The 24,747-nt window shown below is 49.8% G+C and carries 16 protein-coding genes, 1 tRNA gene and 5 pseudogenes; 14 read left to right on the forward strand and 8 right to left on the reverse strand.

What is annotated here, in order from left to right; genetic code table 11:
• Positions 1 to 89: 89 nt before the first annotated feature.
• The 5 genes from QMG44_RS13625 to QMG44_RS13645 all read right to left on the reverse strand — a co-directional run bounded on the left by QMG44_RS13625 (position 90) and on the right by QMG44_RS13645 (position 6,672).
• Entirely contained in the window at positions 90 to 1,103 is a 1,014-nt protein-coding gene (locus QMG44_RS13625; protein ID WP_086533198.1) for an OmpG porin family protein, read from the reverse strand.
• Between the two features lie 12 nt (positions 1,104 to 1,115).
• Positions 1,116 to 2,609 (reverse strand): glycoside hydrolase family 32 protein, encoded by a 1,494-nt coding sequence (locus tag QMG44_RS13630; RefSeq protein ID WP_086533197.1) that lies wholly within the window; start codon positions 2,607 to 2,609, stop codon positions 1,116 to 1,118.
• Between the two features lie 14 nt (positions 2,610 to 2,623).
• Complete coding sequence (locus QMG44_RS13635) at positions 2,624 to 3,889, reverse strand: OmpG porin family protein (RefSeq protein WP_086533196.1); 1,266 nt, start codon at positions 3,887 to 3,889, stop codon at positions 2,624 to 2,626.
• Positions 3,890 to 3,980: 91 nt separating this feature from the next.
• Positions 3,981 to 5,414, reverse strand: coding sequence for a glycoside hydrolase family 32 protein (locus tag QMG44_RS13640; RefSeq protein WP_086533195.1), 1,434 nt, complete (start codon positions 5,412 to 5,414; stop codon positions 3,981 to 3,983).
• A gap of 19 nt (positions 5,415 to 5,433) precedes the next feature.
• A complete protein-coding gene (locus QMG44_RS13645) occupies positions 5,434 to 6,672 on the reverse strand; it encodes an MFS transporter (RefSeq protein WP_086533194.1) in 1,239 nt (412 codons plus the stop codon).
• Between the two features lie 241 nt (positions 6,673 to 6,913).
• Between QMG44_RS13645 and QMG44_RS13650 the strand changes: the two genes are divergently transcribed.
• The 8 genes and pseudogenes from QMG44_RS13650 to QMG44_RS13685 form a co-directional block, all read left to right on the forward strand.
• Positions 6,914 to 7,909, forward strand: coding sequence for a LacI family DNA-binding transcriptional regulator (locus QMG44_RS13650; RefSeq protein ID WP_014168435.1), 996 nt, complete (start codon positions 6,914 to 6,916; stop codon positions 7,907 to 7,909).
• Positions 7,910 to 7,959: 50 nt separating this feature from the next.
• Positions 7,960 to 8,531 (forward strand): annotated as a pseudogene (locus QMG44_RS13655) (DUF1349 domain-containing protein).
• A gap of 288 nt (positions 8,532 to 8,819) precedes the next feature.
• Positions 8,820 to 9,077: a YjhX family toxin gene (locus QMG44_RS13660; RefSeq protein ID WP_014882342.1), complete on the forward strand. Its 258-nt coding sequence runs from the start codon at positions 8,820 to 8,822 to the stop codon at positions 9,075 to 9,077.
• An 11-nt stretch (positions 9,078 to 9,088) separates the two neighbouring features.
• A pseudogene (locus QMG44_RS13665) lies at positions 9,089 to 9,636 on the forward strand (GNAT family N-acetyltransferase).
• 55 nt (positions 9,637 to 9,691) lie between these two features.
• Positions 9,692 to 10,438: a cyclopropane-fatty-acyl-phospholipid synthase family protein gene (locus QMG44_RS13670; protein ID WP_086533193.1), complete on the forward strand. Its 747-nt coding sequence runs from the start codon at positions 9,692 to 9,694 to the stop codon at positions 10,436 to 10,438.
• Positions 10,439 to 10,565: 127 nt separating this feature from the next.
• A pseudogene (locus QMG44_RS13675) lies at positions 10,566 to 10,688 on the forward strand (zinc ribbon domain-containing protein); the annotation flags it as partial.
• Positions 10,685 to 11,209 carry a DUF1349 domain-containing protein gene (locus QMG44_RS13680; RefSeq protein WP_086533192.1) on the forward strand — a complete coding sequence of 175 codons (525 nt, stop codon included), beginning with the start codon at positions 10,685 to 10,687 and terminating at the stop codon, positions 11,207 to 11,209. The pseudogene QMG44_RS13675 and the gene QMG44_RS13680, both read left to right, overlap by 4 nt.
• A gap of 38 nt (positions 11,210 to 11,247) precedes the next feature.
• Positions 11,248 to 11,388, forward strand: a pseudogene (locus QMG44_RS13685) (MFS transporter); the annotation flags it as partial.
• A gap of 229 nt (positions 11,389 to 11,617) precedes the next feature.
• Here QMG44_RS13685 and QMG44_RS13690 read toward each other — a convergent pair.
• Positions 11,618 to 11,866 (reverse strand): annotated as a pseudogene (locus tag QMG44_RS13690) (IS3 family transposase); the annotation flags it as partial.
• 320 nt (positions 11,867 to 12,186) lie between these two features.
• Here QMG44_RS13690 and QMG44_RS13695 point away from each other — a divergent pair.
• Genes QMG44_RS13695 through QMG44_RS13720 form a run of 6 tightly spaced genes read left to right on the forward strand, consistent with a single transcriptional unit; the run spans position 12,187 to position 22,826 of the window.
• A complete protein-coding gene (locus tag QMG44_RS13695; protein ID WP_086533190.1) occupies positions 12,187 to 14,547 on the forward strand; it encodes a class I SAM-dependent DNA methyltransferase in 2,361 nt (786 codons plus the stop codon).
• Positions 14,547 to 15,905, forward strand: a complete 1,359-nt coding sequence (locus QMG44_RS13700) for a restriction endonuclease subunit S (protein WP_086533189.1) — start codon at positions 14,547 to 14,549, stop codon at positions 15,903 to 15,905. Before QMG44_RS13695 ends, QMG44_RS13700 begins: the two co-directional genes overlap by 1 nt.
• A complete protein-coding gene (locus QMG44_RS13705; RefSeq protein ID WP_086533188.1) occupies positions 15,902 to 19,150 on the forward strand; it encodes a type I restriction endonuclease subunit R in 3,249 nt (1,082 codons plus the stop codon). The genes QMG44_RS13700 and QMG44_RS13705 overlap by 4 nt, the downstream gene beginning before the upstream one ends.
• 29 nt (positions 19,151 to 19,179) lie before the next feature.
• On the forward strand, positions 19,180 to 21,162 hold the full coding sequence (locus tag QMG44_RS13710) for an AAA family ATPase (RefSeq protein ID WP_086533187.1): 1,983 nt from the start codon (positions 19,180 to 19,182) through the stop codon (positions 21,160 to 21,162).
• Complete coding sequence (locus tag QMG44_RS13715) at positions 21,159 to 22,517, forward strand: McrC family protein (RefSeq protein WP_086533186.1); 1,359 nt, start codon at positions 21,159 to 21,161, stop codon at positions 22,515 to 22,517. The genes QMG44_RS13710 and QMG44_RS13715 overlap by 4 nt, the downstream gene beginning before the upstream one ends.
• A gap of 21 nt (positions 22,518 to 22,538) precedes the next feature.
• Complete coding sequence (locus QMG44_RS13720; RefSeq protein ID WP_232937794.1) at positions 22,539 to 22,826, forward strand: hypothetical protein; 288 nt, start codon at positions 22,539 to 22,541, stop codon at positions 22,824 to 22,826.
• A 307-nt stretch (positions 22,827 to 23,133) separates the two neighbouring features.
• Here the strand turns inward: QMG44_RS13720 and QMG44_RS13725 are convergent, their stop codons facing one another.
• Both QMG44_RS13725 and QMG44_RS13730 read right to left on the reverse strand, forming a co-directional pair.
• On the reverse strand, positions 23,134 to 24,402 hold the full coding sequence (locus QMG44_RS13725; protein WP_086533185.1) for an integrase arm-type DNA-binding domain-containing protein: 1,269 nt from the start codon (positions 24,400 to 24,402) through the stop codon (positions 23,134 to 23,136).
• 199 nt (positions 24,403 to 24,601) lie between these two features.
• Positions 24,602 to 24,686, reverse strand: a tRNA-Leu gene (locus tag QMG44_RS13730).
• Between the last annotated feature and the right edge of the window lie 61 nt (positions 24,687 to 24,747).

A 24,747-nucleotide genomic window follows, 5' to 3' on the forward strand; every position in this document is an offset into this window, starting at 1 on the left:
TTAACTTTTTAAATGTGACCTGCGGGAAGGTCAGTTTTTTAATAGTGCTTAAGCGTGAACAGGTGCCATGGATTATCCAGGCATACGGTTTAAAAGTTATAATCCAGCATCAGCTTATATTCGGTGGTAATAGCCTCACCGTGGGTCACCCAGCTTCCGTCCTGTTTTATCAACGAGCCAGTAACTTCTCCGGACACGGTAAAGCGAGAGGTCAACGGATAATTCGCCGATACCTTCAGGAAGCGGTTGCGGGTATTCTGGAAGACTTCGCCATCTTCAGGCTGCGCATTGTATTTCTTATAATGGCCATACCCGCCGCTGAGCGTTGTAGATAATTTCCCCCAGTTGCGCCAGACGCCGACAGACGTGGTCCAGCTTTTTTCGTCAATATCGCCCCATTGCGCCCTGTCTAAAATGGCAGAGGCAAATTGCTGGCGGAACCAGACGCCGGTGGTGTTATTAATAATATATTGCACGCCAGGCTCAATCTGAAATGAACGCACGTCGCGGTCATTTTGCGATCCACCGCTGCGGCAGTGATCGATCTGCTGATACAAATAGTTAAAGAATGAGAAATTGTCCGTAACCCGAAGATCGGTAAAGAACTTAACGCGGCCTTGCCAGCGGTCCTCGATTGAAGCGCTTCCCCCCATGACATCCCAGCCATAGCGCAGACGTTTATAAAAATATTCATGGCCGATGATCAACTGAGTCCACTGGTTTTGGCTAAGGTAAGACTGATCCTCCCACGTCCCGTTATAGTGGGTGGTTCTGCCCTCAGAAAAAGCCAGATACCAACCGGGTAACGCATCGTGTCGCATCACGCCTTGTACAAACGTCAGTGAATCATTCCCGTTGTGGAAATGGCTGTTACGCCAGTTATTGTCCTCAATGGCATATTTCATCTTCAGTTGGCCATGAACGCGGCCACCGGCAGGATTGGAGGAGCGGGCTGAGGTCCACATAACCTCTTCATCCAGATAGGACCACGGGTCCACGGCAACAACCTTTCCCGAGGGGTCCTTCATGATGCTCATGCTCGCATTGGCCAGCGCGGGAAACAGAAGAGCAAAAATAACAGACAGGGCATGATAGTTTTTCATAATAATATCCCGTTAAATCATTTCTTTTATTTTTAACGTCGCGTGAAAATGGTCGTTTTGAGGCAGGCTAATACTCCATGGCTTCTCCTGCATGGAATACATCCGGGTACTGAATGCCGCTTTATTGTTTATATAAAAGACAGCAATTGAGTTTTGAATGAGAACGCGTAACTCAATTTTTTCCCCGATCGGAACATCTACCCAGGATTCCGCGTTAGCCTGATGAATCGACGCGAGCGGCGCGTTGAAAAAATAGACTTTTCCTTTGCTCTTATTGAATACAACGTTCAGCATCGCATCACTGACTCTGTCGTCGGTCAGACCAAAGCTCATCACCATTCCGGCAGAAGGAACATCGATGGTTGCGCTCAACTCACCGCGTTCAGGCAAGGCCGGGTACAGCGCCGACTGTAAGGGGCCGAACGACGTGGCCGTTTTAAGCGTTTTAGTGCTCGTTAAGGTGGTCACCGGACCAGGATTCTCACTGATGACCTTCTGAAGCTCCTGGGGCAGGATGCTGTTGAGTTGGCCCTGATCATCTGCGGTGAGCTCATGAGCTACCAGATTCCCTGCCCAGTCAATGTTGCCGCTGTCACGGTTACCGGCTTTCGTCGGGATCCAGCCGAAAACAAACAGCCGATCGTTTTTGAGTACCAGTTTACCCGCGTAAAAACCCGAGCCGTCGACCACATAATTGCCCAGTTTCCGCCACGGCCCCTCAGGATTATCCGCAACACGGTATTGTGTCAGGCGTAACGGCCATTGGTCGCTAAAGCTGAGATACCAGCGTCCGTTGAAGTAAACCAGTGTCGGGCATTCGAGGTTGGCATTGCTGGTGATGGTGTCGTTATCAAAAAATACGCCGCGATCTTCCCAGTGCGTTAAATCCGTTGAACTGTACCGGGCAATAACCCCACGACCGTTACTGCGCGTAGTAATTAACATCCAGTATTCTTTCTTTTCCTCAATCCAAACGACGTGAGGGTCCCGGAAATCATTACCCCGATAGTTACCGCCGGGTAAAATGGTGTCCTGCGGGTGTTTCACCCAGTGAAGGCGGTCCTTGCTGGTCGCGTGCATAATAGACTCAACCGGGAACACATTTTCATTGTGCGCGGTGTACCAGGCATGCCAGGTATCGCCGACTTTAATAATCGAACCGGTTCCCAATAACAGTTCAGGATCGTCAACGTCGTTAACGTAGGGGATCACTTCGGAATGGTTCTGATAATCATACAAGTTGGCACTCGACAAGAGATGAAAAGCATGTACCCCCAGATCGCTGCCGCCGCGGACATCATTAAGATAATAAATATCAAATTTGCCATCGTTAAACACGGGCATAGGGTCGCCCACAAATGAACCGTCAACCCGCGGGAAAAAGCCATTAATATGGGTGATACTTTTATTCTGTAATGTTTCTTTCGAAGGCTGCGCCCAGGCAGGATTATTGCCGAGTGAAAGCGCAAGCAGCGCGACAGATGCCGCAACTATTAATTTTTTCATGCTACACCTGAATGTCAGAAGTTATAATTCACGCCAACCACGGTAAACGGGTTCCATGAGTGACCGGTCGATGTCCAAAGCCCGGTTTCTTTCGTAAATTGTGCTTTGAATTCACCGTATAATCGCACTTCACCAAATACCGGATAACTCAGCGTGCCACCGATAAACTTATACCGACCGTCATAGAAAACTTCGCTGGCATTGCTGGCGTTATCTATTTTGTCCTGGCCAAATCCAACATACAGGGAGGTTAATAATGGATACCAGTTTCGCCAGAGTCCGGCCGTGACTTTCCATTCTTCTTCGACAATATCGCCCCAGCTCTGACGCTCCTGGCGATTGTGATAATAATAGGGTCGCAAATAGAGTCCGAGATCCGGATTCACGCGGTATTGAATGGCTGGCTCAATTTCGAAAATGTACTGCTCCAGATCGCTATTCCCCGGTTCGTTACCCTGAGGTTGATATTCGCCATACGCGTATCCGGCCAGGCTCCATTTGTTGGACAGTCGCAGGTCCTGCCAGACCTTAAACCGGTTTTTCCAGCGTTTCGTTGCCGTTTCGGACCCGACCATAACTTCCGTACCGATATTCCCTCGCCAGGTTTCGAAAATATGGCCCACAAAAAATTCATTGATGGTATTGGTGCCTTGATAGTCCTGATTACTGAACTGTCCTTTATAACTGTCTTCTCTGGCATTCCAGAAACCGAAATACCAGTTAGGCAATTCATCGTGCCTTAAAAAGGCCTGAATGGTGGCGAGTTTAAACTTGCCGCTGTTTTTCTTATTATTGCTCCAGCGAACATCGTCAATTTCTATCTGAGACCCGATGTTTCCATGCAGGCCACCCACTTCCATGTTACGACCGATACTGTTCCAGTGAACCGGCGGATCTTCCTGCCTTAAACGCAACAGACTGACGTCTTCGGGGTTATCCCCTTTAGGACGCTTTTTCACTTCCGCTTTTTTATTCTCCGTTTGCGCCGATAACGTCACGGGCTTTGACGAGGTCGTGAGTTCAGGTTTTTGGCCTGCAGCAACCGGAGAAGACGAAGCACGAAGGGACGATTGTTCATTACCGTTATTGGCTGATGATACACTCGTACCGTTGGTGTCTGATTCATCCTGAAAATAGCTTTGATAGTTTCCTGTAACGTCGTCAGCAATGGCAGGAAATGCCGCTAATGTCACCATTAATGCCAGCGTCTGTTTTCCTGGAACAAATATGTTTTTATCTTTCAAGGTAATGCAATTTTGAGGTATTACGCTTTCATCCATTTTGCTCTCTCATTATTCCAGACAATAACATGCCAGCCAGAGACTGGCAGAAATAAAAACTCACCCTGCTAGAAACAGGTCGGAACGGAGATTATTTATCTAAAGACCAGTATCCCGCATCGTATAATGAGGCCACACCCTGATTTGCAAACAATGAAATATCGCGCTTGCCCGGCTGCGGATAAATACGACTGCTTAAACAAGCGTCACCATCGTTAACAAAAACTTCCACCGATGAGCGGTCGATAAAAATTCGCAGTGACAGAACGCTGTCTGCTGGTAGCGGAATACTGCGCGTGCCTTCCAGCGAATATTGCGGATAGCGGCGCTCCACCACCAGACGCCCGGCCTGATCGTCGACGTAAATTCTCAGCCCGTCGCCCAACGCGATACCAAACTGTTCAGCCGTCGATGCGCTCAAATCCCATGCCAGCTGAACTTCGACCGCGTCGGCATCTGCCGCGACAAGGACGTTCTGATTGTTCAGGCAGCGGACGGGCGTGGGATAATAGCTGCCACGCAGCGCGGTCACTTCGGCAGCCGGTTTCATTCTCACACGGCCATCGACAAGGCTTAATTCGCGCGGAAGCGAGAGCATTCCGGCCCAGCCATCCTGCTGTTCGGGCATCGGTGATTCCCACATATCGAGCCACCCGATGACAATGCGTCGGCCATCCGGGGTCACGAAACTCTGCGGGGCATAAAAGTCGTGGCCGTGGTCCAGCTCAGTAAATTGTCCGCTGTGGGTGAACGGTTGACCTGGCTGCCAGTCCCCAAGTAAATAGCCACTCTGGAACAGGTTGCGATAGTCATACCCTTCCGCCGCCATGCCCTGTGGCGAGAACATCAGGACACGCTTCTCTCCCAGGGTGAAGAAATCCGGGCATTCCCACATAAAGCCCTTGCCTTTATCAGCCTCGGCGAAAATACCGTCGTCATGCCATTCGCGGAGATCGGTGGAACGGTACAGGCGCACCTGGCCGGTATTTTCCACGCGGGAGCCGACAACCATGTACCAGAACTCACCTTCGCGCCACACCTTCGGATCGCGAAAGTGATGCAGTCCGGGCGGTGTATCAATCACCCTGCCGTGCCGTTCAAAATGGATGCCGTCACGACTGGTCGCCAGACACTGCACCTGGTAGAGGTTGTCGTCTGTGTCCGACGGGCCGTGAAATTTATGTCCGGTGTAGATGAGCGCCAGCGTATCGCCGTCCACCACGGCGGAGCCGGAGAAACAGCCGTCTTTGTCCGCCGGGCCTTCCGGCGCTAGCGCGACGGGCAGATGTTCCCAATGCACCAGATCTTTGCTTCGGGCGTGCCCCCAGTGCATCGGACCCCATTTCGGGGAATAGGGATGGTGTTGATAAAAGGCGTGATACCAGCCGTCAAACCATACCAGGCCATTAGGATCATTCATCCAGCCTGCGCGAGGGGCGAGGTGATAGCGCGGATACCAGCGTGGATTAATCCCGGATTGTGCTTTTTCAAGCACCTGTTCAGCCTGTTCTAATAAGGATGTCATCGTCTTTACTCTCAGTACATTACACAGCGTTTTGCTGCAGAAAAGATGGCTCAGATGAGGATTTAGTTGAGCGCAAAAGGAAAATGGAAATAAACGTGGTGCTGAACACCATGATGCCCATGATCAGATAGGATTGGGCGAAGCCAAATCTCTCATAGCTAAAGCCTGCCAGCGGGGACAAGACGGTGCCAATGACGGAGCTGGTGCAGGCAAATCCCACCAGATAAATGGTGGAGGAGAGACGTTTGTCGAAATTCAGGCTGTTGTATTTAAATATGGCGACTAACAATATTGGCAGTTCGACCGCGTGAAGCAGTTTGGTAATGGAGATAAGCAAGGGGCCTTCCACCAGCCCGGAAGCAATCATGCGCAGCGCCATCACCATACCTGCGAATATCAGGCCATTTTTAGCGCCTATGCGATTAACCAGCCATGGCGCACAAAACATACCCGCGGCCTCGAGAAAGACCTGGAAAGAGTTTAAATAGCCAAACATCTCGTTCCCTTCTCGTAATGTCGGGAACTGTGACGAGAAATAGACCGGGAATTGCTGATCGTATACGCCGTAAATGCAGGTTCCGACCACGAAGAATATCAGCGCCCAGAAGCGCGGCATAGTCAGCAGACGCAGGGCGTCCTCCAGAGAAACTTTTTTAGCGCCAATTTCGAGTTTCTCCATGCTTGCCGGCGCGGCCACCTTTAAGCGGGCCAGCAGACAGAAGAAGATTAACCCTGAGCATGACGCCACCAGGAAGTTAAGGTCAGGGTTGATATTAAACAGTAACCCGGCAAAAAACGTGGCGACCGCCCAGCCCAGAGACCCCCACATGCGTGCCCGCCCAAACTCAAACGTACTCTGACGCGCAACGCGCTCGGTATAGGACTCCAGAACGCCGATACCGCCATTAAACGTCAGCCCGATAAATAAGCCCCCGAATACGCTGCCCAGCAGAATATTAACGCTCAGCAAGTAGCTAAAAAGCAGGTAAGCCGGGCCGGAGAGGATCAACAACGCGGTGATAAACCATAACAGATGTTTGCGCAGACCGAGTCGGTCCTGGATAAAGCCATAACAGACCTGCGCGAAGAGCGCGGAGACGGATAAAACGGAAAAAATAATGCCGGTTTCCGATGCCTTTAGCCCCACTTCCTGGTGAAGCCAGATTGAGAGAAGTGAACTTGATGAGGACCAGGTCACAAAGAAAAAGAACAGCAGAGCGCTGAGCAGCATGTAACTTCGAGTAGGCCGTTTTTTCATCTACGTAATCTCGCAAGAAGGATATGCTAAGATGGTAACGTTAACATTTCAGGCGTACACTCGATTTTGATGTGATACTCGATGTTAATCACAAAAGTTAACGTTAACATTAATGTGTTGAGATCGCGCTCAAACTTTTGAGTGTGACTTGCGTAACCCTGGGTGTCGGTGCCTAGAATAGGACATTCGCATTGGCTCACAACACCTTACCGGGTCGAATGCATTCAGATAATGGAAAGCTATGGCGTCTTTAAAAGATGTGGCCAAACTGGCCAATGTATCGCTCATGACGGTTTCCCGGGTGCTCAATGACCCGAAACGCGTAAAGCCTGAAACTCTGTCCCGGGTGCAGGAGGCGATCCTGCAGTTAAATTACGTGCCTGACCTCTCAGCCCGGCAGGTTCGTCGTGTCGGCTCCCGGAACAAAACCATCGGCGTGCTGGCGCTGGATACCGTCACCACCCCTTTTTCGGTAGAAATCACGCTGTCTATCGAAGAAACCGCACGGGCGTATGGCTGGAACAGCTTCGTGGTGAATATGTTTACCGATGATAATCCTGACGATATTGTCGACCTGCTGCTCGCCCACCGGCCAGGGGGGATCATTTTCACCACCATGGGGCTGCGTGAAGTGAGCATCCCGCCCCGGCTACTGGAGCACCCTTGCGTTCTGGCCAACTGCGAGAACACGGGAGAACCGGTTGCCAGCTATATACCTGACGATGAACAAGGCCAGTATACGGCCGTACAGGCCTTGCTGGCGGCGGGATACAGCCGCCCTCTCTGCCTGCATTTACCTGTCAACCATCTGGCGACGCGTCGCCGCCGTCGGGGGCTTGATCGCGCCTGCCGTGAAGCCGGTATCGATCCTGATACGCTTGAGCACTGCTATATGCAATTCGGCGATGAGCACTACCGGGATATTCCGGAGATGCTGCTGGCGCATATCGTTCAGGGGAAACCGCAATTTGATTCAGTCATCTGTGGTAACGACCGTATTGCCTTCATGGTGTATCAGACGCTGTTAACGCAGGGTATCCGAATCCCACAGGATATTGCCGTTCTTGGCTACGATAATCTTGTCGGCATCGGAAATTTGTTTTTACCCCCGCTATCCACGGTCCAGCTGCCGCATTATGAGATTGGGCGCTTAAGTACACTGCACATTATCAATGGCGACACCCACCGGGATAAGGTGCTGGTCGAGAGCCCCTGGCTCAGGCGCGAATCCTGTTGAGCAAGGGAGGCCGCATACCGACGACCTTTTGACAGTCACCTGGGGACATTATGCAAAACGAATTTTACTGGATAAACGAACCTGCCGAATGGCATAGCGAGAACAACACGTTATCGGTCGTGACAGACGACCACACCGATTTCTGGCGCCATACGTGGTACGGATTCGAGCGTTTCTCGGGCCACATCTACGCGACTGACGCGGCGGGTGATTTCACGTTTCAGACTCAAATCCGCGCTGATTTCAGCACGCTCTATGACCAGGCGGGAATCATGCTGATGTCGGACGAGCAACATTGGCTCAAGGCCGGGATTGAATACAATGATGGCGCGCCGGCCATTGGCAGCGTACTGACGTTACAGGCCTCCGACTGGGCAACCGGTATCTTCCCGGGTAACCCCGGGAGTTCTGGCTTCGCCTGACCCGTAAGGGAGACGCGTTGCGGTTACAGTACTCAGCAGACGGGCTGTCGTGGCCTTTGCTGCGTTTATGCCATTTCCCGTCGGGGCCAGTGAAAGTCGGTGTCATGTGCTGCACGCCCGAACGCAGCGGCTTAGCCGTCGAGTTTCGTGATTTCAGTCTCGCTCCGGCCATGGATAAAGCGCTGCACGATCTCAGCTGATTTACATCGCGCCATCCGGTTCTACGATCCGTTGATGGCGCTGCCTGAGCTTCCACCTGGATCACACTTTTCCCACCCGACCATTCCCTTAAAATAAACAGGTGATATTATTCACCCCGTAAATACCTCTCAACTCAACCCGAGGCTTTGATGCTGGAGAATGTAATCATCCGATAATCAGCTCCCCGACCTTTCAGGCCGGACTGATTATCAATGCGCCGAAATCGAATGCGGACACCGCGGTGTGTTTGCACGTTTTGCACATGATGATTAAACAGGTTTTCCAGTATGAATTTATCCCGTCAGGAACAACGTACCTTACACGTTCTCGCCAAAGGTGGACGTATTGCGCACGTCCGCGATGCTTCAGGCCGCGTCACCTCCGTTGAATGCTACAGCCGCGAAGGGCTGTTGCTGACCGACTGCACGCTCGCCGTCTTCAAAAAACTCAAAACCAAAAAACTTATCAAGTCCGTCAATGGTCAGCCCTATCGAATCAACACTACCGGGCTGAATAACGTTCGCGCTCAGCTCGATAATCGCTAAGGAGAGTTTCTATGACAGCACACCACTTCACTTTTCAAATCACAGATGAAAGTGATGCCAGTGATATCCGGGAAGTCGAAACCCGCGCATTGGGCTTCAGCAAAGAAGCCGATTTAACGGCCTCTTTACTTGAGGTTGAAAGCGCGCGCCCTGCGTTATCGCTGCTGGCCCGACATGAAGGCAAAGCCGTCGGGCATATTTTATTTACCCGGGCAACCTTCAAAGGGGAAATGGATTCACCGCTGATGCATATCCTCGCTCCCCTGGCAGTCATACCGGAATACCAGGGGATGGGCGTGGGAGGACGGTTGATACGCACTGGCATCGAGCACCTGAAATCGATGGGCTGCCAGACGGTTTTTGTTCTCGGTCACGCTACCTATTACCCACGACATGAGTTCGAACCCTGTGCCGGAGACAAAGGCTATCCAGCACCTTATCCCATCCCAGAGGAGCACAAAGCCTGCTGGATGATGCAAGCACTCACCGCTCAGCCCATGAACGTGACCGGCCACATCCAGTGCGCGCAGGCCCTGATGAAACCGGAGCACTGGCGTGAATAACAATCTTGTTGTGCCCTTTTTAATGCTTAACCCAATAACAGGAATTAACTAATGGATATTCCACGTATTTTTACCATCAGTGAAAGCGAACACCGCATCCACAACCCGTTCACCGAAGAGAAGTACTCCACGCTGGGTCGCGTGCTGCGCATGAAACCGGAGACCCGAATTCTGGACCTCGGCAGCGGCTCGGGCGAGATGCTCTGCACCTGGGCCCGGGATCATAGCATTACGGGGACTGGCATCGACATGAGTTCGCTCTTCACCTCGCAGGCCAGACGCCGCGCGGAAGAACTCGGCGTCAGCGAACGCGTACATTTTATTCATAATGATGCGGCGGGTTACGTCGCCAATGAAAAATGTGACGTAGCAGCCTGCGTCGGCGCGACCTGGATTGCCGGAGGCTTTGCCGGGACAGTCGAACTGCTGGCGCAGAGCCTTAAACCGGGCGGGATCATGCTCATCGGTGAACCTTACTGGCGTCAGCTTCCGCCAACGGACGAGATAGCCCAGGCCTGTGGCGTCAGCTCGACGACCGATTTTCTGACGCTACCAGGGCTTGTCAGCGCGTTTGACGACCTCGACTACGACGTGGTGGAAATGGTACTGGCGGACCAGGAAGGCTGGGACCGATATGAGGCCGCGAAATGGCTGAACATGCGCCGCTGGCTGGAAGCCAATCCTGACGACGACTTCGCCGCCGAAGTCAGGGCCGAGCTAAACATCTCGCCGAAACGCCACGTAACGTACGCGCGGGAATACTTTGGCTGGGGCGTGTTCGCGCTCATCGCCAGGTAACAACAGGTTCCCGGTATTTCTGACCGGAGATACCGGGAGCTTCGCCTTTGCTTTGATCTGATGCATCACTTGCACAATACATATTCTGTATGTTTATTAATCAGGATATCACCATAAGGAGCATCATATGTCACAACATGAACTGTTCTGCCAGGCCTGCGGAATGCCGATGTCGGCACCCGATGCACACGGTGCCAGTGATAAATATTGTGCGTACTGCAGCGACAGCAACGGCAATCTTAAACACTGGTTAACGCCCTGTCGGTAATCACAGATGAGCATACTGATTTCTGGTACCGTACTTGGTACGGGTTTGAGCGTTTTACCGGCCACATCTACGCTACTGATGTAACAGGTGATTTTACTTTTCAGGTCAGGATCCGCGCAGACTTCACAACACTCTATGACCAGGCCGGAATTATGATGCTCTCTGAAGAACAGCACTGGCTCAAAGCTGGCATCGAATTTAACGATGGAGCACCTGCAATCGGGAGTGTACTCACGATGAGAAATTCCGACTGGGCTACAGGACTCTTTCCTGGGGATCCGAAGGAATTCTGGCTGCGTCTGACCCGTAAAAAAGATGCGTTACGACTGCAGTACTCCTCAGATGGACAGTACTGGCCATTACTTCGCTTATGCCCTTTCCCTACGGGCCCTGTAAAAACGGGCATCATGTGTTGTACACCTCAGCGCAAGGGGTTGGAGGTAGAATTTCTTGATCTCAGACTGACTCCTGCGATGGATAAGGAACTGCACGAGCTAAGTTGATAATAACCATTCAATAACAAAAAACGGAGAACCCGTTTATGAAGCCATTTTCGGGGCGCCTTGGCAGGTATGGCAGCGTGCTATTATTTCCACTGGCGATGATCATCTACGATTTTTCAGCCTACCTGACCACGGATCTCATCCAGCCGGGCATCATCCACATCATCCGTGAGCTGCAGGAGATACTGGCTGAACGTGGAGTCAACGTCGATCACTCTACGATTTACCGCTAGGTTCAGCGTTAAGCGCCTGAAATGGAAAAACAGCTGCGTTAGTACTGGCGTAAAACGAACCATTAACTTTAACAAATATGTCAATTTTCGCTCTCAGCGGACCTTAAGCTAAGCTTGCTCGTCCGTTTCGTGCTATGAGCAGAGAGTGTACATCCCCCATAGACATATCCAGTCCTCAAGACGAGGCCTGTTCGGAGGCCTTCGGACTGACGCCATCGAGATGACTGTGACACAGGGCCCGGTTGTAGAACACCTCAGTTTAATCGAAGATATCAGACTGGCCAGATCCATAACTTTATAGATCCGTTTCATAATTCATCCTTTTTCAGCGAACTGAAAAATGATTCGCTACCGTATTATCTCAGCGTTTACCAAGCCAGCTCATGCTCGACGCAGGGTTATTTATCCGACAGAAGCTTGGCCAACTGTACTACCTTTCTGGCCATGTTGGACTCCCTAGTAAGAGCTAATCTATGACTTGAATACTGCTGGCTTCGATAATGATTACACTCCAACGAGTGAACTTCATGTGAGACTTGAGAAAGCACAACGCATCCATTGCCGAATAGCCTTTTGCTACACGTTTTGCCACATATTGGATTACCCTCCTGAGACTGAGCATTTCTTTGTCCCATATCGGTTGCGATACTCCCTGTAGCAGGTATTATTTTGCGCATTGCATTCCAAAACTGAATTTTTGCCCGAGCATTTTGCTCCTGGGCTGCGATCTCTTCCGAGGGCTTCATGACTAACACTAACTTTTCTCAAACGGCTGCGTTTATCTGGTCGGTAGCCGATCTGCTGCGCGGTGATTTTAAACAGTCGCAGTACGGGCGCGTGATCCTGCCCTTTACGCTGCTGCGCCGTCTTGAGTGCGTGTTGGCGGAGACCAAAGATGCGGTGGTGGCGAAGTATGATGAATTAAAAACCAGCCCACTGCCAGAAGATGCCAAAGAGAAGTTTCTGCTGCGCGCCAGTACGTTCTCCTTCTTCAACACCTCGAAGATGGATCTGGGCAAGATGGGGCAGAACGACATCAAAGCCAACCTGGAAAGCTACGTACAGGCGTTTTCCCCGGACGCACGTGAAATCTTTGAGCACTTCAAATTCAGCGAGTTTGTCGGCCTGCTGGAAGATGCCAATCTGCTGTTTAAAGTGGTGAAGAAATTCGCCACTACCGACCTTAGCCCGAAAGCCATTTCCAACTATGAAATGGGCCTGGTGTTTGAAGAACTCATTCGTCGTTTCGCGGAAAGCTCTAACGAGACCGCCGGTGAGCACTTTACCCCACGCGATATCGTGCGTCTGACCACCTCGCTGGTGTTTATGGAAGATGATGAAGCGCTGACGCAGCCCGGTATCATCCGCACCATTTATGACCCGACGGCCGGGACCGGCGGCTTCCTCTCTTCAGGCATGGAATATGTGCACGAACTGAACCCTAACGCGGTCATGCGTGCCTTCGGCCAGGAGCTGAACCCGGAATCTTACGCTATCTGTAAAGCCGATATGCTGATCAAAGGTCAGGACGTCAGCCGGATTAAACTGGGTAACACCCTCTCTAACGACCAGTTACCGCAGGACCAGTTCGACTACATGCTCTCTAACCCGCCGTTTGGTGTCGACTGGAAGAAGATTGAGGGCGAGATTAACGACGAACATACGCAGAAAGGCTTTAACGGTCGATTTGGACCGGGCCTGCCGCGTGTATCCGACGGCTCGTTGCTGTTCCTGATGCACCTGATCAGCAAAATGCGCGACAACCACAATGTGGATGGCACCGTGAGCAACGGCGGGCGTATCGGGATTATCCTTAACGGTTCGCCACTGTTTACCGGTGGTGCGGGCAGCGGTGAGAGCGAGATCCGTCGCTACATTCTGGAAGCCGATTTGCTGGAGGGGATCGTCGCGCTGCCAACGGACATGTTCTACAACACCGGCATTGCCACCTACGTCTGGATCCTCTCCAACAAGAAAGCACCTGAGCGTAAAGGCAAAGTACATCTGATTGATGGCACTAATCTGTGCGGCAAGATGCGTAAATCGCTGGGTTCCAAGCGTAACCTGATGGGTGATGACGATATCAAGCTGATCACCCAGACCTTTGGTGATTTTGAAGTAGTGGATGCCACAACCCTGGAAGAACTGGGTCTGGAAAAAGCCGCCGAGCAAAAATCCAACCGTGGTCGTCAGTCGGCCACGGCTAAAACCGAAGCGCCAAAAACCTTCGCCAGCAAAATCTTCAACAGCACCGACTTTGGCTATCGTCGCCTGACCATTGAGCGCCCGCTGCGTTTATCTGCACAAGTGACGGATGAAGCGATTGCGACGCTGCGCTTTGCGCCGAAGCCGTTTAACGCGCCGATGGAACGTCTGTATGAAGAATTCGCAGCCCAATGGCAGGAAGAGACCTATGGTGATTTCTCCGAACTCGAAGCCGATGCGCGCGCCATCATTAAAGCTGAATTTGCTGAGCTTAAAGAGAAGCAGATTAAAGATCTGCTCGACAGCAAGCTGTGGCAGGTGCAGCGCGCCTTGATGGAAAAAGCGCAGCAGATTCAGACGGTTCTGGGTACGCAGGCGGGTGGCAAAACGCTGGTGAGTAATGACTTCAACCAGTTCCAGCTGACCCTGAAAGGGGCCATCAAAGCGGCTGGCGTGAAACTGGATGCAAAAGAGAACAAGCAGTTTATCGATGCTATCACTACGAGAAACCCGGATGCCGAGCCGGTGGTGAAGAAGGTACTGAAAGAAGCCGCTCAGCCGCTGTACGGAGCATTTGAGTACAAAGGCAAGGTTGTTGAGTTTGAGCAGGACGGTGAGCTGCGTGATAACGAGAACGTGCCGCTGAATCCGGCAGTCTCCACCAGTGACCTGATTGAAAACTATTTCGAGTCTGAAGTGCTGCCGCATGTGAATGACGCGTGGATCAACGCCGATAAGCGCGATGCGAAAGATGGTGAGGTGGGGATTGTCGGTTACGAGATTCCGTTTAACCGTCATTTCTACGTCTATCAGCCTCCGCGCCCGCTGGAAGAGATTGATGCCGATCTGGATGCGGTCAGTGCCGAGATTATGAAGCTGCTGCAGGAGGTACATTCCTGATGGCTAAGTATAAGACGTATCCGGAGTATAAGGATTCTGGGGTTGAGTGGTTGGGTGAGGTCCCCAGCCATTGGGAAATCTTATCTGCAAAACGCATGTTTCAAAGCGTGCGTACACCGGCATATAAAAGTGATGAGCAGCTCGCAGCAAGCCAAAAGTATGGTGTAATTCCCCAATCCTTAATGATGCAACTAAATGAATCAAAAGTGATGCTTGCATTAAAAGGAACGGAATCATTCAGACATGTAGAAGCTAATAATTTTGTTATAAGTTTACGTAGCTTTGAGGGCGGTATTGAATATAGCCAGTACACTGGCTGTGTATCGCCAGCATATACTGTATTGAAAAATTCTAAACCGATCAGCTATTGTTATTATCGTTATCTTTTGAAATGCATGCCTTTTATTGCTGCATTACAATCGTCGACGGATAGCTTAAGAGATGGAAAATCAATTAACTATGAGCAGTTCAGTGCTCTCAGCCTACCATTATCTTCGGTTCAGGAACAAAATGTAATCGCAGCTTTCCTCGATCACGAAACCGCAAAAATCGACAACCTAATTGAGAAGCAACAACGACTGATTGAATTACTGAAAGAAAAACGTCAGGCAGTGATTAGTCATGCTGTTACCAAAGGGCTAAACCCTGATGTGCCGATGAAAGATTCTGGTGTTGAGTGGTTGGGGGAAGTACCAGCTCATTGGGATATTTGTTTGTTGAAATACAAATGCTCCGCAATAACGGATGGTGCTCATATATCTCCTGATACTAATGAAGGTGAACATTACTTTGTTTCAATTAAGGATATTAAGAAAGGGATAATTGATTTTAATAACTCCTTACTTACCAGTTCGGCGAGTTATAAGTATTTAGTAAAAACTGGCTGCAAACCATTTAGTGGCGACATACTCTTCAGTAAAGATGGGACTATAGGCCAAACAGCAATTGTGCCAGACGACGTTGACTTTGTTGTTGCATCATCCTTAATCATCATTCGGGCTGATAAAGAAAAAACTTTACCGGCCTTCATGGATTTGCTTCTGCAAAGCTCGTTAGTAAAAGAACAGGTAGAAAGTTTTGTAAAAGGAGCAGCTTTAAGGCGCCTATCTATTCAGAACCTTGAAAAGGTATTCGGAATATTTCCAACACTGAGCGAACAACAGATAATATCAGACTATATTTACGCTCAGTTGAATAGACTAGATGTCTTAGAAAGTAAAGCGGTAGTCCAAATCCAATTACTGGAGGAACGCCGCACCGCCCTTATCTCCGCTGCTGTCACCGGAAAAATCGACGTCCGCGACTGGGTTGCCCCTAACACGCAGGACGTTGAGGAACAACAGGAGGCCACCGCATGAGCATGGACAGCACCAAGGAGCTGATTTTCCAGAATGAGATGATCGCTCAGATGGAGGCAAAAGGCTGGATTCGTGGCAAAACCGACGGCTACGATCGCGAACGTGCGCTGTACTCACAGGATGCGCTGACCTTTGTGCAGACCACACAGCCGCAGGAGTGGGAGAAGTTTGCCAAAATTTATCCTACTGAGACCGAGCGTCATTTCCTCGATGCGCTGGTGGCTCAGTTGAAAAAAGCGGATATCAACGCCACCGATATGCTTTCGCGCACTTACGGCACGCTCGGCGTGCTGCGCCATGGAATTAAAAGCCACAACGCGCGTTTTTACCTGTGCCAGTTTAAGCCGGAGCATAACCTCAACCCGGAAACCCTTGCGCGCTACAAACAGAATATCTGCCGCATCGTGCCGGAACTGGTTTACAGCCCGCATGCGTCGAATGCCGCATTTGAAGAGATGGGTGCCAAGGCCAAGAAATGGCGTATCGATCTGGTGTTGTTCGTTAATGGCCTGCCGATAGCGACTCTGGAATTGAAGTCTGAATTTAAGCAGGCGGTGCAAAACGCCATCACGCAATATAAGAAAACGCGTTTGCCGAAAGATCCTGGCACCAATAAACCTGAGCCGCTGCTAACTTTTAAACGCGGGGCGCTGGTGCACTTTGCCGTCAGCCAGTACGAAGTGTTTATGGCGACCAGGCTCGAGGGCGATAAAACCTTCTTCCTGCCGTTTAACAAAGGCACCCATGACGGCGGTGCGGGGAACGATATCCCGGAAGATGCCAACGACTACGCCACCAGCTACCTGTGGAATGAGGTGCTGTTGCCGGACAATCTGCTGAAAATTCTTGCCAGTTTTGTGCATCTGCAAATTGTCGAAAAAGAAGATGCCATTGGCCTGAAGTACAAAAGTGAGAGCCTGATTTTCCCGCGCTATCACCAGTGGGACGTGGTGAACAAACTGATCACCGCCGCCACGGTGGAAGGCACCGGCAATAAATACCTGATTCAGCACAGCGCGGGGTCGGGTAAATCGAACTCCATCGCCTGGACGGCCCATCAGCTTTCCCGCCTGTACGATGAAAATGGCGAGAAGCAGTTCCACTCGGTGATAGTGGTGACGGACCGCACCGTGCTTGACGACCAGCTGCAGGACACCATCTATCAGTTTGAGCATCAGGATGGCGTGGTCGGGCGTATCAATAATAAAGAAGGCGACGGTTCAAAATCGGAAAAGCTGGCGAGCGCGCTGGAAAATTCACAGCCGATCATTATCGTCACCATCCAGACCTTCCCGTTTGTCCTGAAGGCGATTGAAAACAGCGTCAGCCTCAAGCAGCGTAAATACGCGGTGATTGCCGATGAAGCGCACTCTTCGCAGAGTGGCTCTACGGCGCGTCAGCTGAAAGAAGTGCTGATGACCGAAGAAGCGGATGACGAGGTGGAGATGTCTTCAGAAGATATTCTGGATGCCACCGTCGCCGCGCGTAACGGCAGCAACAACCTCAACTATTACGCCTTTACCGCTACGCCGAAAGCCAAAACCCTGGAGCTATTTGGCCGTCGCCCGAATCCGCAGGAACCAGCTTCAAAAACCAATAAGCCGGAAGCGTTCCACGTTTACTCCATGCGCCAGGCCATCGAAGAGGGCTTTATTCTTGATGTGCTGAAGAACTACACCAACTACAAAGTGGCGTACAAGCTGCTGCAAAAGCTGGACGATCCTGACCGGGAGGTAGACAGCAAAAAAGCGAAGATCAAACTGAACCAGTGGGTCTCACTGCACGATCATAACGTGTCGCAGAAGGTGAAGGTGATTGTTGAGCACTTCCGTAGGCATGTAATGCATTTACTGGCCGGCCAGGCGAAAGCGATGGTGGTGACCAGTTCTCGTAAGGCTGCGGTGCGTTACAAGCTGGCGTTCGATAAATACATCGCCGAGCAAAAATACGACAAGATCAGAGCAATGGTGGCGTTCTCCGGTGAAGTGGAATTCCATGAAGATGACCACAACAGCCTTGCGCTGCTCAATCAAAAGTTCACCGAGATCAATATGAACCCAGGCCTGAAAGGCCGGGATATGCGCAAAGCGTTTGATACCGATGACTACCAGGTGATGCTGGTGGCCAACAAATTCCAGACTGGTTTTGACCAGCCCAAGCTTTGTGCCATGTATGTGGATAAAAAGCTGGGCGGCGTGGAGTGTGTACAAACCCTGTCTCGCCTGAACCGTACTTATCCTGGGAAGGCGCAGTCCGGCACCTTTGTGCTCGATTTCTATAACGAGCCGGACGAGATATTGGGTGCTTTCCAGCCGTACTACCAGACAGCGGAACTGACGGATGTCAGCGACCCGCAACAGGTTTTTGAACTGTTTGAAAAGCTGCGAACCAGCGGTATTTTCCTGTGGAACGAAGTGGAGCAATTCTGTGAGGCGTTCTTCAGCAAAAACAAATCCAATGCGGCGATTAGCAATATCTGCAAACCTGCGGTGCAGCGCTGGAAGCAACGCTATACCTCGGCGATTGACGAGTATGTAAAGGCCAAAGCGATCTTCGAACGTACCAAGAAGACCGGCGATGTTGTGCTGATCACCAATGCGGAAAACACCTTCAAAGAGTGTGAAAAAGAAAAAAGTAAGCTGGATATCTTCAAGAAAGATCTCGGCAGCTTTGTCCGTTTTTACGAGTTTATGTCGCAAATCGTCGATTACGACGACAAGAACCTGGAAAAGCTGAGCCTGTTTGCCCGCCATCTGCGTCCGTTGCTGCATGAGCAGCGTATCGAAGAAGATGAGATTGATTTAAGCAACGTGGAGATGAGCCATTATCGCCTGTCGAAACTTCACGAGCAGCATTTGAAGCTACAGGAAGATGCGGCGGAATATAAAATCAAACCGGGGAATGATGTCGGTACGGCGAAGCCGAAGGATAAGAAAGAAGAGTTTCTGTCGAATATCCTGGCTCGCCTGAACGAGCTGTTCGTTACCGATAATCTCACTGATAAAGACATGATCAATTATGCTTTCGCGGTGCGCGACAAGCTGTCAGAAAACCAGGCGGTGATGACCCAGATTGCGAACAATACCCGCGAACAGGCGATGCTGGGCGATTTCCCGAAAGCCATTGATGATGCCGTGATGGACAGCAACGACGCCCAGCAGGAGATGATGGTGCAGTATCTCTCTAACCCTGAACTGGCGAAAGGTTTTGCCCGCGTGGTGTTTGATATGTTGAAAGGGGCTTAACGCTTTTTCATCAAGGAGTGGTGTAGGAAATGCTGAATTCTTTCGAGATATACCAGGCGTTGAATGAATTGGGTTACCGGCTTGAGGCGGGAAAATTCGAGCCAAGCTATGCATCCGAACATGCGCTCGGGAATGGAAAGTATCTGTACGTCAAACGCAGCCGGGACGGCGTGGTTAATAAGAGCCCATTGGTTCTTGCACCAGAAACTCTCGCCTTAAAGGCGGAAATTGATCGCATCGAGGGTATCCACTGCCTTTGGGAAAAAGTAAAAAGCACCAGTTACCGCCGTTATCCGAAAGATAACGGTACATCCCAATATGGTTTCGCGGCTGATGTTGAGTCAGTTGAAGCGTTGCAGGCGCTGGTGGCTTTGCTGGGCGGCCAACCATCTTTTACCACCCAACCCGGAATAAAAAGAGATAACCAAAACAAGGAACAATCGCCAATGTATCCATTAAATCAGATTCTCTTTGGGCCACCAGGCACGGGTAAAACCTACAGTACCACCGAGATGGCGGTCAAAATTGCGGATAATGCATGGTACCAACAGGCTACGCTCGCACATCATGGCAATGACTTACGGGAGTTGGTAAAAGAACGCTATAAGGCGTTGGTAGAAAAACAGCGCATTATGTTTACCACATTCCACCAGAGCTTCTCCTATGAAGACTTTATCGAAGGGATTCGCGCGACGACTGATGAAAAGTCAGGCGCGCTTCGCTACGAAGTTGTGGATGGTATTTTTAAACAGCTGTGCCTGAATGCTGAAGTTAAAACGCGTGGTAGTTCAACTCAGTCATTGTCCTTGAATGGGCGACGGATCTGGAAAATGTCTCTTGGAAATACTCTTGACGGTGAAGATTATATTTTCGATGAGTGCCTTGAGAACAATTATATTCTATTAGGTTGGGGGGATAATCTTGATTTTAGTGGCTGCACGACAGCGGCTGATGTCCGACTGCGCATAGATGGAGCGAGTGATAGCCTGGTTGAGCGAAGCGAATACATGTTGACTGCGGTCAATATGTTTAAAAATATCATGCGAAATGGTGACCTGGTTATTATTTCCGATGGCAACCATAAGTTTAGGGCCATTGCCGAGATCGCTGGCGATTATCAATATCTACCTAATGATGAACGCGTAGGTTATCATCAAATGCGTAAAGTCAACTGGCTACGAACCTATTCGCCGAGTTTACCGAAAGAACAGCTATTTTTAAAAGCACTTTCACAGATGACGTTATATGAGTTGAGAGACACCTCAATTGACAGGGAAAAACTGTCTCAACTACTGGCTCCTGTTGAAACAAGTGATAATCAAGCATTGCCGCATGTACTCATTATCGATGAAATAAATCGTGGTAATATTGCCCGCATCTTTGGTGAATTGATTACTCTATTGGAACCCGATAAACGATTGGGTGCCGAAGATGCCCGCACCTTAATGTTACCGTATTCTAAACAGCTGTTTTCCGTACCCAGGAATGTCTATGTAATAGGCACTATGAATACGGCCGATAAGTCGTTAATTCAGATGGACCTTGCGTTAAGACGCCGTTTTAACTTTAAAGAAATGCCTGCACGACCAGAGTTGTTAGCTGGGGTCACTGCGTTTGGCGTTGATGTCGAAACGTTGTTAACGTGTATTAATCAGCGAATCGAAGCGCTATTGGATAGTGAGCATACGATTGGCCATGCTTACTTTATGCCGCTAAAGAAATTAGAAAATAACGCTGACCGCGAAGCCTGTCTTGCCAGCATCTTCCAGGACAAAATCATTCCATTGCTGAGAGAGTATTTCTTTGATGATTATGAACGCATTGGTTGGGTGTTGAATGATTCGGTTAAAGCGAAAGAAAACCGTTTTATTCTGTTGCAGCAGTCAGCACAACTACCATCATTTTCTGCACTATTCCCGAAAGAAATTGCGGATAGCTTGTCTGACAGGCGTTTCCGTATCAATGAACATGCTTTCACGTCGGCAGAAGCTTATCAGGGTATTGTCGCATGATGATCCAGGTCCGGGAATATGCTCTGCTGACTTGTGATAACTCTCAACCAGCCGGTATGGATTTGGGAATTGTCTCTGAGGCAACCTTTTCCTGGCTTGAGCAATTGCAACAAACGTGGAGTGGTACCTCTCAAATTCTCAGCCGGGAAGGAAAGCGGTTTTTGCGTTTGGGAGGCTATGTCGGTTATCTACAATCCCCCAATGGCGAGTCAATTGAAATTCTGCCAAAAACCACATTTGAAGCGCCATCTGAGATAGTCCCCCTACGTCAGCTTTTACGCCGAATGCTAAGCACATCTTTAGGGATTACACCCCGTGAGGCGAATCAGGCGGTATTGCAACGGAGTGATCAGCCTCTACATGAATGGATAATCAGTGAGTTTTTGCAGCATCTTGCTGATTTAGTGCGCAAAGGGCTGCGTTTCGATTATCACCTCAGTGAGGATGAACATAGTGCGTTTATTCGTGGTCAATTGAATGTCACTGCGCAAATGAGAATGCCTCCGGGCAGAGGCACACATTTTCATGTGCGCTATGCCGAGTTTTCCCCTCAGCGCATCGAAAACCGCCTGCTAAGGACGGCTTTGGATTGGGCGTTTAAAATGACCAAACAAGGACAGAGCTGGAGACAGGCAAATTCACTTAGCCACCAACTTGATGGCATAGAGCCTATTTGTGGCAGTACAACACAACCAATGAGGCAATGGAGTGACAGCAAATATCTCCTCGGCTATCGTGCCATAAAGCCGTGGTGCCAGCTCATTCTTGAGCAGATGAATCCAGATTTTCAACATGGATCCCATCAGGGAATTTCTCTGTTGTTCCCTATGGATAGGTTATATGAAGGCTGGGTAGGATGCTGTCTGGCTGGAGCGTTGCATCATGATTACCTGCTCATAGAACAGGCTAAGGGCCGGTACTTGTTAGAGCATGTTCCTGTTAGCGAAAAGTCATCTCAACGATGGTTCATGCTTAAACCAGACTTTCTTATCACAGGCGGGCAAACGGTGGTTCTCGATGCTAAATGGAAACTATTAGATAGCAGAGCTGATGATAGTCTGAGAAAGTATGAAATCAGCCAGACAGACTTGCATCAGATGTTCGCCTATGGGCAAAAGTATCTCCATGGGAAAGGCCATATGATGCTGATTTATCCGCGTCATCAGTACTTTGCTACACCGTTGCCAGTGTTCCGTTTCGACGAAGACTTATCTCTATGGTGTGTACCCTTTGACCTTGAATCGGGTGAGTTGGTAAAAGGCGAGTGGCAAGGTTCCCTCCACTGCTTTTCTGGTGATGAGATTCTGATGGCTCATAATGAGCAACCAAATAACCCTGTACTTCCTGGGAGATAAAGTGATGAGAGAGCAGTAATCATGGTTTATAAAGATTTCTACCATTTAATGTTGGAGTATTTCGCTCAACCAGTTGAACTGTTTACAAGTGCGAAAAAAATGCCTTTCACTCTGTATGCTGAAGAGCAAAAGCTGTTTGTCAGAAATGGGAAAAACAATATTAGTCGCATCAATCCGAGTGAAGTTGCAGCATTTGTTGAGCGGTTTGAAGAAAGTGAAAGTTTGTTAGCTAAAGACTACCAGGATGTGACTTTCAAAGCTTCCTATTTGCTGGCTGCGATGAAATATATCACTGTAAAAACTCGCTGAGTCCTGATAATAAACACCCACCTTTTCCGCTGAATGGCTATTTATTAAAATCGTCTCGAACATCCCCTCCACCACAGCCCAATCCCCCCTCAATTCACCAATATAATTTGCATACCACTGCATCATATTTCTACGCTCAACAACGCAATAACCTGATTAATGCATTACTTATTGATTGACTTGGGGCGGAGTTCCCGTCGATGCAACTCAATGCAAAGAATTGACCCGGTGATAACACTGCTGCCCCACCCCGCTTAAATTATTCAGCAGCTTTTATATTAGACCTAAATGTACATTCGTAAATAACTCACATACTATTACCCCGATTGATCTTCGCATAGTCAAATGGCGTAATCCCACTCTCCCGATTCGCATCCAGAAAATCAGCCCACCATTGCAGCATCAACCTGCGCTCGTCCAAATGCTCGGCCTTATGAATGTAAGCCGCACGTACTGAGTTACGTTCCATATGGCTCATTTGCCGCTCTACAGCATCCCTCGACCACAACCCTGATTCAATCAACGAGCTACAGGCCATTGTTCTGAAACCATGCCCACAAACTTCAACCTTCGTGTCATATCCCATGACGCGCAGTGCCTTGTTCACCGTGTTTTCACTCATGGGCTTATGAGGGTTATGATCGCCAACGAAAACAAAGTCACGATCACCACTGATCTTGTGGACCTGTTGAAGGAATACTAATGCCTTACGAGACAGCGGTACTAAATGAGGCGTACGCATTTTCGAGCCACGCTGTGAATGCTTAACACCTTCTATAGCTTCTCGTTCAGCCGGTATTGTCCACATTGCCGTTTCTAAATCGATTTCAGACCAACGCGCAAAGCGCAATTCACTGGAACGAATGAAGATTAATAACGTAAGCTCAACTGCCAGACGGGTTAAAAGCCGTCCGTTGTAGCTATCAATTCGGTGGAGTAGTTCAGGTAAGCGTTTCAGTTCAAGTGCTGGTCGATGGACACGATTACTTGAAGCAACTGCCCCAGCCATCTCCTGAGCAGGATTGTAATCGATCAAACCGCTTTGCACTGCATAACGCATAATCGCATTGGTACGCTGCTGAAGACGCGAAGCTACTTCAAGACGCCCTGTAGCCTCAACTACTTTGATAGGAACAAGGAGATCGCGAGTACTAAAACTATCAATACTCCGCTTCCCAATTGCTGGGAACAAATTATCTTCCAGGCTCTTCAGCACCCGTCGACTGTGTTCCTCTGACCATTTCTTGTTACTTGCATGCCACTCTCTGGCAACAGACTCAAAGGTAATGGCCTCTTTTGCCTGCTTCTCTTTTACAGCCCGCTTATGCTCGCGAGGATCGATTCCAGCAGCAACAAGCCTTCTGGCCTCTTCCCTCTTTTGACGAGCATCAGCTAATGACGTTTCAGGATAAACACCAAACGCCATCAGGTGCTGCTTACCACCAAAGCGAAAACGGAACCGCCAGTATTTTGAGCCGTTAGGGTGAATAAGCAAAAACATGCCATCCCCATCGACAAGGGTGTACTCCTTTTCCTGCGGTTTCGCAGAACGCACTTTGATATCTGTCAGAGCCATAAAAGTTCTCCTTCCATGTGCCGCTGTGAGTACACAACCATTATCGAACCAGCATATATACTCGGTTCTATACTCACAAGCGACTTGATGTGGGTTGACTCAGATTGACTTCTGTTGAAAGGAGAATCGCGGAAAGCCTTGCGTGGCGCGGATTTCAGGCACAAAAAAAGACGTCCGTTGACGTCTATTGATGTTCCGATGGTGCCGAAGGCCGGACTCGAACCGGCACGTATTTCTACGGTTGATTTTGAATCAACTGCGTCTACCGATTTCGCCACTTCGGCACTGAAGGGGATGCGGAAACGTTGTGGATTATACCTGTCGCGCGCCGCCATGCAAGCGGCG

It is taken from the genome of Enterobacter sp. 200527-13, from assembly GCF_027924865.1.
GTDB classification, from domain to species: Bacteria; Pseudomonadota; Gammaproteobacteria; order Enterobacterales; family Enterobacteriaceae; genus Enterobacter; species Enterobacter ludwigii.

What these genes read in the sequence shown, in the direction of transcription:
- QMG44_RS13625 (WP_086533198.1), bottom strand. Translation starts at nt 1,103, where the DNA reads ATGAAAAACTATCATGCCCTGTCTGTTATTTTTGCTCTTCTGTTTCCC.
- QMG44_RS13630 (WP_086533197.1), bottom strand. Translation starts at nt 2,609, where the DNA reads ATGAAAAAATTAATAGTTGCGGCATCTGTCGCGCTGCTTGCGCTTTCA.
- QMG44_RS13635 (WP_086533196.1), bottom strand. Translation starts at nt 3,889, where the DNA reads ATGGATGAAAGCGTAATACCTCAAAATTGCATTACCTTGAAAGATAAA.
- QMG44_RS13640 (WP_086533195.1), bottom strand. Translation starts at nt 5,414, where the DNA reads ATGACATCCTTATTAGAACAGGCTGAACAGGTGCTTGAAAAAGCACAA.
- QMG44_RS13645 (WP_086533194.1), bottom strand. Translation starts at nt 6,672, where the DNA reads ATGAAAAAACGGCCTACTCGAAGTTACATGCTGCTCAGCGCTCTGCTG.
- QMG44_RS13650 (WP_014168435.1), top strand. Translation starts at nt 6,914, where the DNA reads ATGGCGTCTTTAAAAGATGTGGCCAAACTGGCCAATGTATCGCTCATG.
- QMG44_RS13660 (WP_014882342.1), top strand. Translation starts at nt 8,820, where the DNA reads ATGAATTTATCCCGTCAGGAACAACGTACCTTACACGTTCTCGCCAAA.
- QMG44_RS13670 (WP_086533193.1), top strand. Translation starts at nt 9,692, where the DNA reads ATGGATATTCCACGTATTTTTACCATCAGTGAAAGCGAACACCGCATC.
- QMG44_RS13695 (WP_086533190.1), top strand. Translation starts at nt 12,187, where the DNA reads ATGACTAACACTAACTTTTCTCAAACGGCTGCGTTTATCTGGTCGGTA.
- QMG44_RS13700 (WP_086533189.1), top strand. Translation starts at nt 14,547, where the DNA reads ATGGCTAAGTATAAGACGTATCCGGAGTATAAGGATTCTGGGGTTGAG.
- QMG44_RS13705 (WP_086533188.1), top strand. Translation starts at nt 15,902, where the DNA reads ATGAGCATGGACAGCACCAAGGAGCTGATTTTCCAGAATGAGATGATC.
- QMG44_RS13710 (WP_086533187.1), top strand. Translation starts at nt 19,180, where the DNA reads ATGCTGAATTCTTTCGAGATATACCAGGCGTTGAATGAATTGGGTTAC.
- QMG44_RS13715 (WP_086533186.1), top strand. Translation starts at nt 21,159, where the DNA reads ATGATGATCCAGGTCCGGGAATATGCTCTGCTGACTTGTGATAACTCT.
- QMG44_RS13720 (WP_232937794.1), top strand. Translation starts at nt 22,539, where the DNA reads ATGGTTTATAAAGATTTCTACCATTTAATGTTGGAGTATTTCGCTCAA.
- QMG44_RS13725 (WP_086533185.1), bottom strand. Translation starts at nt 24,402, where the DNA reads ATGGCTCTGACAGATATCAAAGTGCGTTCTGCGAAACCGCAGGAAAAG.